Source organism: Rathayibacter tanaceti (assembly GCF_009834165.1).
Classification (GTDB): domain Bacteria; phylum Actinomycetota; class Actinomycetes; order Actinomycetales; family Microbacteriaceae; genus Rathayibacter; species Rathayibacter tanaceti.
The window spans coordinates 2953839-2967321 of sequence record NZ_CP047186.1 but is presented as its reverse complement, the minus strand read 5'-3'; the positions used below and the strand labels follow the sequence as shown (position 1 = coordinate 2967321).

Genomic DNA, 13483 nt, shown 5'->3' with positions numbered 1-13483 from the left:
ATCAGATGCTCGGGGCCGAGACGGCCAGGGCCTCCGGCGTGCCGGTGGACTCCGCCGCGGCGCGGGCCGCCTCGAGCATCGGGATGCGGACTCCGCGCTGCTCGGCCACGTCGACGGCCCGCTCGTAGCCGGCGTCGACGTGCCGGATGACGCCCATGCCCGGGTCGTTCGTGAGTAGGCGCTCGAGCTTCTCCGCGGCGAGCGGGGTGCCGTCGGCGACCGAGACCTGGCCGGCGTGGATGGATCGGCCGATGCCGACGCCGCCACCGTGGTGCAGGGACACCCAGGTGGCTCCGGAGGCGGTGTTCAGCAGGGCGTTCAGGATGGGCCAGTCGGCGATTGCGTCCGAGCCGTCCGCCATCGCCTCCGTCTCGCGGTAGGGAGACGCGACCGACCCGGAGTCGAGGTGGTCGCGGCCGATCACGATCGGCGCCTTCAGCTTCCCCTCGGCGACCAGCTCGTTGAACCGCAGACCGGCCTTGGCGCGGTCGCCGTAGCCGAGCCAGCAGATGCGGGCGGGAAGGCCCTCGAACTCCACGTGCTTCTGCGCGGCTGCGATCCAGCGGTGCAGGCCCTCGTTGTCGGGGAAGAGCTCGAGGATCGCCTCGTCGGTCACCCGGATGTCCTCGGGGTCGCCGGACAGCGCGACCCAGCGGAACGGGCCGAGCCCCTCCGCGAACAGCGGCCGGATGTAGGCGGGGACGAAGCCGGGGAACTCGTTCGCGCGGGAGTAGCCGCCCTGTCGGGCCTCGTCGCGGATGGAGTTGCCGTAGTCGAAGACCTCGGCGCCCGCGTCCTGGAAGCCGACCATCGCCTCGACGTGCCGGGCCATCGACTCCTGGGCCCTGCGCGTGAAGTCCTCGGGATCGCGGGCGGCCTCGACCTCGCGGTCGGCGACCGAGACTCCGACCGGGAGGTAGGAGAGCGGGTCGTGCGCCGACGTCTGGTCCGTCACGATGTCCACCGGCACGCCGCGCTCGAGCAGGAGCGGCAGCACCTCTGCGGAGTTGCCGACCAGCCCGACCGAGAGAGCGCGTCCCTCGGCCTTCGCGGCGAGCACCGTGGCGAGCGCGACCTCGAGGTCGGTCTCGACCTCGTCGAGGTAGCGCTTGGAGGCGCGGCGGCGCAAACGGGTCTCGTCCACATCGACGATCAGGACGGCACCTCCGTTGAGGGTGACCGCGAGGGGCTGGGCGCCGCCCATCCCGCCGCAACCGCCCGTCACCGTGAGCGTTCCGGCGAGTGTCCCGCCGAACCTCTTCTTCGCGACCGCGGCGAACGTCTCGTAGGTGCCCTGGAGGATCCCCTGGGTGCCGATGTAGATCCACGATCCGGCGGTCATCTGCCCGTACATCGTCAGGCCCTCCGCCTCGAGACGGCGGAACTCGGGCCAGGTCGCCCAGTCGCCGACGAGGTTGGAGTTGGCCAGCAGCACTCGCGGTGCCCACCGGTTGGTGCGGAACACGCCGACGGGCTTGCCGGACTGCACGAGGAGCGTCTCGTCCTCCTCGAGCTCGGTGAGGGAGCGCACGATGGCGTCGTACGCCGCCCAGCTGCGGGCGGCTCTGCCGGTGCCGCCGTAGACGACGAGGTCGTCGGGGCGTTCGGCCACCTCGGGGTCGAGGTTGTTCATCAGCATGCGGAGGGGGGCTTCGGTCTGCCAGCTCTTGGCCGTCAGCTCGACTCCGCGGGAGGCGCGCACTGCGCGGCTTCCGATCATGGTGGTTCCCTTCTCAGTGGTGCAGGAGCTCAGTGGTGCAGTGGCAGGAGACGGGGCGTCAGCCGAGGTCGTGCTCGTTCAGCCAGTCGGCTGCGACGTCGTCGATGCTCTCCTGATCGGCCAGACGGCCGTTCATCTCGATCAGGTCCTCGGTGGTGAGCGCCGCCGAGATGGCGTCGAGGACCGTCGTCACCTCGTCGGAGGACTGGTCCTCGGCGATGATCGGCACGATGTTCTGCGCGCGGAAGAGGTTCTTGTTGTCGACGAGGGAGACGAAGTCGTTCTCTTCGATCGCCGGACTGGTCGAGTAGAGGTCGGCCGCGTCGATCTGGCCGTTGGAGAGGGCGCTGATGGTGAGCGGTCCGCCGACGTCGAGGGCCCGGAACTCCTTGAAGGTGAGGCCGTAGACCTCCTCGAGACCGGCGACGCCCTCGTGCCGGGTCTTCCACTCCGGCGGCCCGCCCAGCACGAGATCGGCGGCGTGGGGGACGAGGTCCTCGATGGTCTCGAGGTCGTACTTCTCTGCTGTGGCGCGGGTGACGGCGAGGACGTCGGAGTCCTGTGCACCGGAGGGGGTGAGCATCGCGACGCCGTCGGGCAGAGCGTCCGCCAGCTCGGTGGCGACCTCCTCCGGCGCCGTGCCGGTGGCGTCGCTGTTCAGGTAGCTGAGCGTGGCTCCGGTGTACTCCGGCAGCAGGTTGATGGAGCCGTCGAGCAGGGCCGGCATGTACACCTCACGGCTGCCGATGTTCAGCTTCGTGGTGGCCTCGACACCGGCCGCGGTGAGCGCCTGGGCGTAGATCGTGGCGAGCAGTTGGCTCTCGGGGAAGTCGGCGGACCCGACGATGATGCCGTCGGTCGACGCAGCGGGCGCGTCGGCGGCGAGCGGGTCTCCGCCCGAGCTCGACGAGCACGCCGTGAGGGTGAGGGCGGTCGTGGCGGCGAGGGCGGCCAGGGCGAGGGCGGAGCGAGTTCTCATTGCTGTCCTTTGGTCGGGTGTGCAGGAGTGGAGCGAGGGAACCGAGGGAGGGGAGGAACGGGGTCACGCGGTCGCGGTCGCCGCGAGGACCGGCTGAGCGGCAGTGGCGCGGCGTCGGCGCCGGGTGAGGCCGGGGGACACCGCGAAGCGTCCGATCAGGCCGATGGCGAGGTCGACCAGCAGTGCGAGCGCGGCGACGAGGACGGCTCCGGCGAGCATCTGGTCGTAGTCGTTCTGCGCACGGCCGTCGATGATCAGCCGTCCGAGGCCGCCCAGGGAGACGTAGGCGGCGATCGTGGCCGTCGAGATGACCTGCAGTGTCGCTCCGCGGAAGCCGGAGAGGATGAGGGGGAGCGCGCAGGGCACCTGCACCGCGAACAGCACCTTCACGGGCCGGTAGCCCATCCCGACGGCCGCGTCGACCGCGGCGGCGTCCACGGCGCGGATGCCCGCGTAGGTGTTCGTCATGATCGGGGGGATGGCCAGCAGGACCAGGACGATGAGACTGGGGATCACGAAGGCCAGGTCCGAGGCGAAGACCGGGGCGATGACGATGACCAGCAGGATGATCAGGCCGAGCGTCGGCAGGGCACGGAGAGCGTTGGCGACTCCGGCCACGAGGAACGTGCCCTTGCCGGTGTGGCCGACGTAGAACCCGATCGGCACTCCGATGACGGCGGCCACGAGCAGCGAGACACCGGTGTAGATCAGGTGCTGCACGAGGAGCGTGCCGATGCTGTCGCTGCCGGTCCAGTGCGCGGGGTCGAGGAGGTAGTCGATCATGCGCGCACCGCCTTCGGCATCCACGGCGTGAGTCTGCGGTTCAGCAGCACCACGAGCCCGTCGAGCACGATCGCGAGCACCAGGCAGAGCACAATGCCCACGATGATCGGTGTGAGGAACCTCAGCTGCGCGCCCTGGGTGAACAGGAGTCCGAGCTGCTGGGTGCCGATCAGCGCGGCGATGGACACCACGCTCACGTTCGAGACGACGGCGACGCGCAGTCCTGCTGCAATCACCGGTACGGCGACCGGGAGTTCCACGGACACGAGCCGTTGGAGGGTCCGGTACCCCATCGCCTGGGCGGCCTGCACGGTCTCGACGGGTACCGAGTCGAGGCCGTCCGACACGGTGCGTACGAGGAGCGCCACCGTGTAGACGGTGAGAGCGACGACCACGTTGAGGGGGTCGAGGATCCGGGTGCCGAGGATCGGAGGCAGCAGGACGAACAGGGCGAGCGACGGGACGGTGTAGAGCAGGCCGGTCGTCCCGAGGATGACCGATGTGAACATGCCGCTGCGGTGCGCGATCCAGCCGAGCGGCAGCGCGATCGCCAGGCCGATCACGACGGGTACGACGGACAACCCGACGTGCCACATCAGCAGCACGAGGATGGAGTCCGATTCGCGGGCGATCCACTCGACGTTCATCGGGCGACGCTCCCTGACGAGGAACCGGCGGCGTGCATCTCGGCGAGGGATCCGACGACCTCGGCGGCCGTGACCGAACCCACCAGGGCGCCGTCCTCGTCCACCAGGACCCCGCGTCGGCTCGGCGCGCTCAGGCTGGCGTCGAGAACCTGGCGCATGGTCCCCGTGCGAGGCGCCACGGTCCCGCTCAGGTTGAGGTCCGTGAAGGAGAGGGGTCCGCGCAGTGCTCTCGGCTCGACCCATCCCAGCGGATGCGAGCGCTCATCGACGACGAGCAGCCAGTCGTCGTCGGTCGCGGCCCGCGCGATCTCCGCGCTGCTGCCGATCGGTACGGACGGTTCGGCACGCACCACGAGACCGGCGGTGGCGGCGACGAAGCCGAGCGATCGATACCCGCGGTCGCGTCCGACGAAGTCGGCGACGAAGGCGTCGGCGGGAGCGGTCAGGAGTTCCTCGGGCGTGGCGAGTTGGGCGAGCTCGCCGCCGGTGCGGAGGACGGCGACCTGGTCGCCGAGCTTGAGCGCCTCGTCGATGTCGTGCGTGACCATGATGATGGTCTTGCCGATCTCGCGCTGCAGCCGCAGGAACTCGTCCTGCAGCTGTCCTCTGACCACCGGGTCGACAGCGCTGAACGGCTCGTCCATCAGCATGAAGTCCGGATCGGAGGCGAGCGCGCGAGCGACGCCGACGCGCTGCTGCTGACCGCCGGACAGCTGCCACGGGTAGCGCGAGGCGAAGGCGGCTGGCAGCCCGACGCGTTCGAGGAGCTCACCGGCGATCAGCCGCGCTTCGCGCTTGGAGGCGCCCGAGAGGCGCGGGGTCGCGGCGACGTTGTCGAGGACGGTGCGGTGCGGGAAGAGGCCCGCATGCTGGATCACGTAGCCGATGCGACGCCGGAGCAGAGCCTCGTCCATGCCGTTCGTCGAGTGGCCGTCGAGCAGGATGTCGCCGGAGGTGGGACGGATGAGCCGGTTCACCATGCGCAGCGACGTGGTCTTCCCGCAGCCGGAAGGACCGACCAGCACGGTCAGCTTCCCGGTCGGCGCGACGAGTGTGAGGTCATCGACGGCTGTCGTCCCGTCCGGATAGGTCTTGGTGATGTTCTCGAACGCGATCACGAGGCGTGCTCCTTCGTCGTGCGCTCCGCCGTCGGCGGGGCGAGGAGTGATGCGGCTTCAGCCCGGAGCAGCGCGCTGATGCGCGACGCCTGCTCCTCGCTCAGCCGGTAGCTGGGGACGACGCTCGAGAGGGCGGCGACCACCCGATCTCCGGTCATCACCGGTACCGCGATGGCTGTGACGTCGTCCTCGACGCCCTGACGGACCAGCACGAAGCCTTCAGCCCCGGTCTGCCCCGAGAGCACGGCGCCGGCGGCCGAGCCGTCGAGGGGGATGGAGCGACCGACCCAGCTGGCGTGCCGCACCGAATGGGTGCCCTCGGCGATCGCGATGTAGAGAGCGGTGTCGCCGGCTCCGCGGATGGAGAGGTAGCACGACTCTCCGGTCGCCTCGACCATCCGCGCCATGGCGTCCCTCGCCAGGGACACCAGCGACTCGTTCGCCAAGGCGAGCGCTCCGATCTGCACGAGACGCGCGCCGGGAGCGTACCGGCCGTCGGGATCCCGTCGGACGAACTGCTGAGCCTCCATCGTGCGCAGAAGCCGCAGGGCGGTACTCGCCGAGAGCTCAGCGTCACGGGCCGCATCCGCCAGCGAGACGTACCCGCGGTCGCACACGCTTCCCAGCAGTACCAGCGCCCGATCAACCGTGCGCGTTGATGATTCAGCCATAGTCGCCTCCTGTTGCGGACGACGCTAGCCAGGCTGTGTTTCGAGCCCGACCTCCTGATGTTTCTGCCGTGTAAAAGACTTGTGTCACCCAGTGAAAGACCGACGGAGGCGACGCTGCGCGCGAGCTCGCGTTCGGATGGCGCCCCCGGTCCTCCTGCGGCCGAGTGTCGTTCCGACTCGGGTGCGGTGGGAAATGAGTGTCGCCGTGGACCCGGTCACCCAGGTCGAGTGGATCGTGCCCTCCTTCGCGACCGCGGAGAGCACTCTCGTTCGCGCCGAGCGTGCTCGGCGGGACGCCTGTCGCGGCTGCTCCTCGGCCCCGAGCCCGGCCTGCGCTACCCTCTCTGGCTCGGCGATTCCCCGGTCGAGGACCCCCGAGAGCTGGGTCTACCGCCCGAGCTCAGCGATGCGCTCGAGGCCTGGCAGCTGACGTGGAGTCGTCACCACCGTCCGGGCGACGGGTGGACCGACTCCGCCCTGGCGGAGAGCTGGAGGGCCGAAGGCGTGCGCTTGCACCGGCGTGCTGCTGTCGCGCTGTCCGATCGGCTCATCGTCTGCCCCTCGCTCATCGTCATCGATACCCGGCATCTCGGAGGATTCTGACGGCGGCGGCGGCTCGAGAGGAGGACGCTTCAGCGGACACATCGTGCATCCCCGCGGTCAGCCCCGACGAGACCTGACGACACATCATGGAGACGCGACCACCTGGAGGACGTGCGGAGCCTCACCCTCACCGGCGCAGCAGCTCCTCCGCCGTGGCCTCGTCGGTGACCAGCGCGGACGCGATGCCGCCCGTTGCCGCTGCTGCGATCGCCTCCGCCTTCGTGGAGCCGTGCGCGACGAGGATCCGCAGCGGGATCGCCCGCAGCTCGTCCAGGGCGAGGCCCACGCGCAGCTCGTCCAGCGCGGAGGCGACCGGCCGGCCCGCGCGGTCGAAGAACTGCCCCAGCGCATGGCCGGCTGCGCCGGCGGCGCGGGCCTGCTCGAGCAGCGCCTCCGAGACCGGGGCGACGGCGCCGGTGCCGTCGAAGTGCGCCGTGGAGCCGAGCCCGAGCAGTGCGGCGTCGCTGCGGCGGGCGAGCGCGAGCGCGTCGCGGACCGCGGGCCGGCGGCGCGCCTCCTCGGCCCGCGCCGCCGAGCGCGACACGAACGGAGCCGGCAGCGGCGTGAACGCGGCGCCGGCGGCGAGCACGGCGGCCGCCGAGTGCTCGGGAGCGGCACGCGAGTGGTACCCGAGAGCCTCGACCACCCGGACGCCCGTGGCGAGCCCGCCCACGGCCTGCGCGGTCGGCAGCACCGAGCGGCTGGAGGCGACGGCGAGGGTCGCGCCCGGAGGCAGCCGCTCCGTCAGGAGGCGCGCCGCGACCCGCCCCAGGCGCGCCTCGTCGGCCGCCGCGCCGCGGGGCAGCGAGACCGCGACCCTTACGTCCGAGAGGGCGAAGCGGCGCGCGAGCTCGCGTTCGAGCGGGGCCACGCGGTCCTCCGGCGGGCCGACGCTGATCCGCACCACGCCCCGCGAGCGCGCCTCGTCGAGCATCCTCGAGACCGAAACGCGGCCGAACGAGAGCCGCTCGCCGATCTCGGACTGGGTCAGGCCCTCGACCCAGTAGAGCGTCGCGATGCGGTGCAGGAGGAGGTCGCGCTCCTCGGCGACCGGGCCGGGCCGACGGACGGCCGGGAGGGGGAGAGAGGGCATGCGCGTATGGTGCGGGATCGTGGGGGCCCTGCGCGACAGATGGCACGGAGGCGGCGCGGCCCTGATCGTGCGGGAGGATGGGCGTCGGGGCGTTTTCTGAACGCTGTTCGGGATATCGAACCGGGTTCTTGTGTTGAGGAGGCCGGTGGGCTTTCCTGTCATCGACCGATGGAGGTGCACGTGGACGGCGATGAGGCTGAGGCACGGATGCTCGACGAACTGCTGGCCCCCGGGGCTCGGCTCGAGAGGGTCGCCACCGGAGCCACATGGAGCGAGGGCCCGGTCTGGCTGCCCCGCGAGCGCGTGGTGCGCTGGAGCGACATCCCGGGCGACCGCATTCTCGAGTGGGACGCCCGGACGGGCGGCACCCGGGTGCACCGCGAGCAGGTCGAGTTCACCAACGGCCGCACGCTCGACCGCGAGGGCCGCGTCGTGCAGTGCTCGCACGGCCGACGCGCCGTGGAGCGCGAGGTAGACGGCGTCGTCGAGGTGCTGGTCGACCGGCACGGGGACGCGCGGCTGAACTCGCCGAACGACGTGGTCGTCGCCTCCGACGGTGCCGTCTGGTTCACCGACCCGCCCTACGGGATCCTCCAGGCGCACGAGGGCCACCTCGGCGAACCCGAGTACGGCGGCTGCCACGTGTTCCGCTTCGTCGAGTCGACGGGCGAGCTGACCGTCGCGGCGACGACAGTGGAGGAGCCGAACGGCCTGGCCTTCTCGCCCGACGAGCGCCTCCTCTACGTCTCGGACACCTCCGTCGCCCTGCGCACCGACGGAACCGGCGAGCACTGCATCCGCGCCTTCTCGGTCGACGAGCAGTGGCGGCTCGATCCGCTCGGCGTGCTCGCTGTGATCGAGCCGGGCGTTCCGGACGGCTTCCGCGTCGACGTCGACGGCCGGATCTGGACCTCCAGCGCCGATGCCGTGCAGATCCTCGCCCCCGACGGCGCAGTGCTCGCCCGCATCCCCATGCCCGAGGTGGTCGGCAACCTCTGCTTCGGCGGCGACGACGGCACCGAGCTGTTCATCGCCGCGAGCACGTCGCTCTACCGGATCCGCACGACGACCCGCGACTCCGCCTCCCGCTCCGCCGCGGCCCGCCCGTGAGCTCGATCACCTCGCCCGTCTCCCTCGGCGCTCCCACCGCGGCCGAGACCGCCGCGCCCGCCGCCTTCCGGGCGATCCAGGTCCTGGAGGTGATGAGCCGGTCCCGCGGACCGCTCTCGCTGACCGACATCGCGGCCAGGGCCCCGCTCGCGAAGTCGTCCGTGCACAACCTGCTGACCACGCTCGAGGCGGCGGGCATGGTCCGCCGCTCGGGTGGGGGCTGGGTCCTCGCCTACAAGGCCCTCGAGATCGGGCAGTCGGTGCTCACCTCGACCGACCTCGTCGGCGAGTTCCGGCGCACCGCCGCGCAGTACGGGGTCCTCGGCCGCGAGACCGTGCTGCTCGCGGTGCTCGACGGGCTCGACGTCCTCTACCTCGCCCGGCACGACGGCCACCAGCCGGTCCGGCTCGCGAGCGACATCGGCCGCAAGCTCCCGGCCGTGGTGACCGCGCTCGGCAAGGCGATGCTGGCCGGCCTCCCCGACGCCGACCTCGACGAGCGGCTCTCGACGATCACCGAGCTGCCCCGTCCGACCCGTGCCTCCCATCGCACCGTCTCCGAGCTGCTCGGCGACCTCATGCGGGTGCGTCAGCAGGGCTACGCCGTCGACGCCGAGGAGAACACGATCGGAGTCACCTGCTTCAGCGTGCCGATCCCGGGCGCCGCCCAGCCCACCGCCATCTCGACCACCCTGCTCACCCAGCGGCTCACCCCCGAGCTGCGCGATGCGCTGGTGCGCGAGCTCACCGCGCTCGCCCACTCCCTCCGGCTCTTCGCCCGCACCTAGACCCCTGCCCGCCGCACCCGCGGCACTCTCTCGGCCCGCCCACCCGGGCGCCGCCGCTCTCCTCGGCGCGCCCGCCGACCGACCGAACGGAACCCCATGCGCACTGCACCTCCTCCTCGGAGCGGGCGATGACGCCCTCGCCGAACCTCCCCCTCCTGCGCGTCACCGATCTCGACAAGCGCTTCTTCGCGACCCACGCGGTCGATCGAGTGTCGTTCGACGTCGAGCAGGGCGAGATCGTGGCGCTGCTCGGCGAGAACGGCGCGGGCAAGTCGACGGTGATCCGGATGCTCGCGGGCGTCGAGAGGGCCGACTCGGGGCGGATGGAGCTCTCGGGCGCCGATCTGACCAGCGCGTCCGTGCGCCGCAAGGTCGCCTTCATCCACCAGAATCTGGGCCTGGTCGAGTGGATGACCGTCGCCGAGAACATCGCCCAGTCGCTCGGCTACCCGCGACGGCTCGGGCTGATCGACCACCGCGAGGTGCGGCGCCAGGCCGAGCGGGTGCTCGACCTGATCGGCGGGGGAGTGGATCCGGACGCCCGGATCTTCGACCTGCCGCGCACCGAGCGCAGCCTCCTCGCCATCGCCCGCGGTCTGGTGACCGAGCCGAAGCTGCTGATCCTCGACGAGCCCACCGCCTCGCTCCCACAGGCGGACGTCGAGCGCCTGTTCACGGTGCTGCGGCGGCTGCGCGACTCCGGGGTCGGCATGATCTACGTCTCGCACCGGCTCGACGAGATCTACGAGATCGCCGGCCGCGCCGTGGTGATGCGCAACGGCCGCGTCGTCGCCGACCGCAGCGTCGCGGGCCTCGGCCCGCAGGAGCTGATCGAGCTGATCGTCGGCCGCGGCACGGAGTCGGCGGTCTTCGATCCGCCGCAGGAGGCCGTGCGGCTCGAGCTCGACGAGGTCGAGGTGCCGGGCGCCGGGCCGGTCAGCCTCTCGGTCAGGCGCGGCGAAGTGGTCGCGCTCTGCGGCCTGCGCGGCTCGGGCCAGGAGACGATCGGGCGCGCGATCGCTGGAGCGGTGCGCCGCACGGGCGGCCGCCTCCTGCTCGACGGCGAGCAGTACCTTCCCGCCGGCCCCGCCGAGGCGGTGGAGCGCGGAGTCGGCTTCGCCACCTCCAACCGCGAGACGGAATCCGTCGCGGCCGGGCTGACCGTGCGCGAGAACCTGTTCCTCAACCCGAAGGTGTGGGGGCGGGGCCCGTGGCGCCCGCGCTCGCAGCGTTCGGAGCGCGCCGAGGCCGCCGAGGTGCTCGCCCGCTTCGATGTGCGGCCGAGCGATCCGGAGCTGGTGCTCGACACGTTCTCGGGCGGCAACCAGCAGAAAGTCGTCCTCGCCCGCTGGTTCGGCGTCGGCCGCTCCGTCGTCGTCCTCGAGGAGCCCACGATGGGCGTCGATGTCGGCGCGAAGGCCGAGATCTACGCGCTCCTGCGCGACTCCGTCCGCGAGGGCACCGCCGCGGTCGTGGTCTCCACCGACATGGAGGAGGTCGCCAAGATCGCGCATCGGGCGATCGTCTTCGGCCGCGGACGCATCGTCGCCGAGCTGAGCGGCGCCGACGTCACCATCGCCAACCTCGTCGCGGCCGCCTCCGACCTTGACCGCGGATCCGCACCCACCCCGTCCCCCCTCCTCGAAACGCAGGCGCCCTCATGAGCATGAACACCTCGGTCCGCTCGACCGCTCTCGAACCCGGTCCCGGCGCGAGCTGGCACCGCAAGCTCACCTCCAACTACGGGATGGTGATCCTCACCGTCGTGCTCTTCGCGATCTTCGCGATCGCCGAGCCCGACACGTTCGCCTCGCTGACGAACTTCCAGCTGCTCGCCTCGAGCAAGTCGGTGCTGCTGATCCTCGCCCTGGCGGTCACCATTCCGATGATCGCCGGCAAGATCGACCTCTCGATCGGCTACAGCGTCGGCCTCTGGCAGGTGATGTCGCTGAGCTGGCAGCTCGGCGGACTCGACTACCGCATCGTGATCGTGCTGGTGATCGTGGGCGGAGGAGTGATCGGGCTGCTCAACGCGCTCCTTGTCGAGCTCGCGCAGGTCGACGCCTTCATCGCGACGCTCGCGACGGGCCAGGTCATCTACTCGATCACCTACTGGTACACCGGCGGCCGCCAGGTCACGGACGACCTCGGCGCCCGCGCCATCGCCTTCGACGACCTCTCGCGCTGGTCGCTGGGGCCGATCCCCGGCCCCTTCGTCATCGCACTGGCGATCGGAGTCGTGATGTGGCTGGTTCTCGAGTACCTGCCCGTCGGCCGCTACCTCTACGCCGTCGGGGCGAACCCTGCCGCGGCCCGCCTGGTGGGTATCCCGCGCCGTCGCTACGTGGTCGGCGCGATGGTCGCCTCGGGCATGCTCACGGCGCTCGCCGGGATCCTCCTCGCCTCGCGTCAGGCCGGCGTCGCCCAGGCGAACATCGGTCCCGAGTACCTGCTGCCGGCGCTCGCCGCCGCGTTCCTCGGCTCGACCACGATCCGTCCCGGTCGCGTGAACGCGCTGGGCACCGTGCTCGGCGTGGCGATCGCCACCATCGGGATCTCGGGCCTGCAGCAGCTGCTGCCCGGCCGGTTCTTCCTCGAGCCGCTGTTCAACGGGCTCACGCTCGTGGCGGCGATCACGATCGCCTCCATCGCGAGCCGGAGGCGCGTGGCCCGCGCCGACGCGACGCCCGCCGCGGCGCCCGACACTTCTGCGCCCGCCACCCCCTCCCACCCCGTCAGCGTCGGCACCGCCGCCGAGCGCACCACCGAGAAGGACTCCTGATGACCCGGACATCCCCCCGTCTGCTCCCGATCGCCGTCGCAGCGATCGCCGTCCTGGGCCTCTCGGCCTGCTCCAGCGCCTCCGTCGGCAGCGCGGCGGGGGGAGGCGCCGCGGCCAGCGCTGCTGCGGCCGACTACTCCTCGATCGTCCCCACGGGTGACGTCCTCGCCGCCTCGAAGGAACTCGTCGCCGCCAGCATCGGCGCGACGGAGGGCTTCACCCCGCCGTCGACTGGCCCGACCGCGCAGAAGGCGGGCGCGAAGATCGCGTTCGTCGGCTCCGACCTCACCAACGGCGGCGTCAACGCCGTCTCGTCCGGAGTGATGGAGGCGGCCGGCGTCATCGGCTGGACCGTCGACGTCTACGACGGCAAGGCGACAGCGCAGGGGCGCACCGACGCGATGAACCAGGCGATCGCCTCCGCCCCGGCCGCGATCGTGGTCGGCGGCTTCGACCCCACCGAGCAGGCGTCGAGCATCGCGCAGGCGAAGGACGCCGGCATCCCCGTGCTGGGCTGGCACTCGGGAGCTGCGACCGGCCCGGGCAACGGGCTGTTCACCAACGTGTCGACGGATCCGCTCGCCGTCTCGCAGCTGGCCGCCGCCTTCGCGGTCGCCGACTCCGACGGGACCGCCGGCGTGGCGATCTTCACTGACGGCCAGTACGACATCGCGGTCGAGAAGGCCGACGCGATGAAGGCCTACATCGAGGCCTGCTCGGGGTGCTCTGTGGTCAGCTACGAGGACTCGCCCATCGCCGAGGCCGACCAGCGGATGCCCGGCCTGATCGCGAACCTCCTCCAGGCGCATTCCGACGACCTGACCTACCTCCTGGCGATCAACGGCAACTACTTCGGAGGCGCGCAGCAGGCGCTCCGCGCGGCGGGCACCGATCCCGCCGGCACTCCGAAGTCGGTCGCCGCGGGCGACGGAGACGCGGCCGAGTTCCAGCGGATCCGCAACGAGGACTACCAGGCGGCGACCGTCGCCGAGCCGCTCGAGCTGCAGGGCTGGCAGCTGGTCGACGAGATCAACCGCGCGCTCGCGGGCGAGGAGGCGTCCGACTTCGTCGCGGCGCCCGGCCTCATCACCAAGCAGAACGTGCCCAGCGGAGACCTCTTCGATCCGGCGAGCGGCTACCGCGACGACTACCGCACCCTCTGGGGCAAGTAGTCGCGGACACTCCCGTC

General features: G+C 71.5%; 12 protein-coding genes. 5 read left to right on the top strand and 7 right to left on the bottom strand.

Translation table 11 applies throughout. The annotated features are described in order from the left end of the window. Position 1: 1 nt before the first annotated feature. The 7 genes from hutU to GSU10_RS13980 form a co-directional block, all read right to left on the bottom strand. Positions 2–1720, bottom strand: coding sequence for a urocanate hydratase (hutU, locus tag GSU10_RS14010; protein ID WP_068209807.1), 1719 nt, complete (start codon positions 1718–1720; stop codon positions 2–4). Between the two features lie 58 nt (positions 1721–1778). Then, on the bottom strand, positions 1779–2699 hold the full coding sequence (locus GSU10_RS14005) for an ABC transporter substrate-binding protein (RefSeq protein WP_068209804.1): 921 nt from the start codon (positions 2697–2699) through the stop codon (positions 1779–1781). Between the two features lie 63 nt (positions 2700–2762). Continuing rightward, the gene (locus tag GSU10_RS14000; protein WP_236713567.1) at positions 2763–3506 is read right to left on the bottom strand and encodes an ABC transporter permease; all 744 of its coding nucleotides are present in this window, start codon (positions 3504–3506) and stop codon (positions 2763–2765) included. Continuing rightward, positions 3479–4129 (bottom strand): ABC transporter permease, encoded by a 651-nt coding sequence (locus GSU10_RS13995; RefSeq protein ID WP_068209800.1) that lies wholly within the window; start codon positions 4127–4129, stop codon positions 3479–3481. The genes GSU10_RS14000 and GSU10_RS13995 overlap by 28 nt, the downstream gene beginning before the upstream one ends. After that, the gene (locus GSU10_RS13990; protein WP_068209797.1) at positions 4126–5247 is read right to left on the bottom strand and encodes an ABC transporter ATP-binding protein; all 1122 of its coding nucleotides are present in this window, start codon (positions 5245–5247) and stop codon (positions 4126–4128) included. The genes GSU10_RS13995 and GSU10_RS13990 overlap by 4 nt, the downstream gene beginning before the upstream one ends. Then, positions 5244–5918, bottom strand: a complete 675-nt coding sequence (locus tag GSU10_RS13985) for an IclR family transcriptional regulator (RefSeq protein WP_068209795.1) — start codon at positions 5916–5918, stop codon at positions 5244–5246. Before GSU10_RS13985 ends, GSU10_RS13990 begins: the two co-directional genes overlap by 4 nt. A gap of 730 nt (positions 5919–6648) precedes the next feature. Continuing rightward, the gene (locus GSU10_RS13980; RefSeq protein ID WP_132505360.1) at positions 6649–7614 is read right to left on the bottom strand and encodes a sugar-binding domain-containing protein; all 966 of its coding nucleotides are present in this window, start codon (positions 7612–7614) and stop codon (positions 6649–6651) included. 180 nt (positions 7615–7794) lie between these two features. On the opposite strand from GSU10_RS13980, the gene GSU10_RS13975 reads away from it, so the two are divergent. From GSU10_RS13975 to GSU10_RS13955, 5 genes are all read left to right on the top strand, one after another. Further along, positions 7795–8724 carry an SMP-30/gluconolactonase/LRE family protein gene (locus GSU10_RS13975; protein WP_132505363.1) on the top strand — a complete coding sequence of 310 codons (930 nt, stop codon included), beginning with the start codon at positions 7795–7797 and terminating at the stop codon, positions 8722–8724. Further along, positions 8721–9512, top strand: a complete 792-nt coding sequence (locus tag GSU10_RS13970) for an IclR family transcriptional regulator (protein WP_068212889.1) — start codon at positions 8721–8723, stop codon at positions 9510–9512. Before GSU10_RS13975 ends, GSU10_RS13970 begins: the two co-directional genes overlap by 4 nt. Before the next feature lie 128 nt (positions 9513–9640). Next, a complete protein-coding gene (locus tag GSU10_RS13965) occupies positions 9641–11176 on the top strand; it encodes a sugar ABC transporter ATP-binding protein (RefSeq protein ID WP_068212886.1) in 1536 nt (511 codons plus the stop codon). Then, entirely contained in the window at positions 11173–12294 is a 1122-nt protein-coding gene (locus GSU10_RS13960; RefSeq protein ID WP_199220881.1) for an ABC transporter permease, read from the top strand. The genes GSU10_RS13965 and GSU10_RS13960 overlap by 4 nt, the downstream gene beginning before the upstream one ends. Further along, on the top strand, positions 12294–13466 hold the full coding sequence (locus GSU10_RS13955) for a substrate-binding domain-containing protein (protein WP_132505366.1): 1173 nt from the start codon (positions 12294–12296) through the stop codon (positions 13464–13466). Before GSU10_RS13960 ends, GSU10_RS13955 begins: the two co-directional genes overlap by 1 nt. Positions 13467–13483 lie beyond the last annotated feature (17 nt).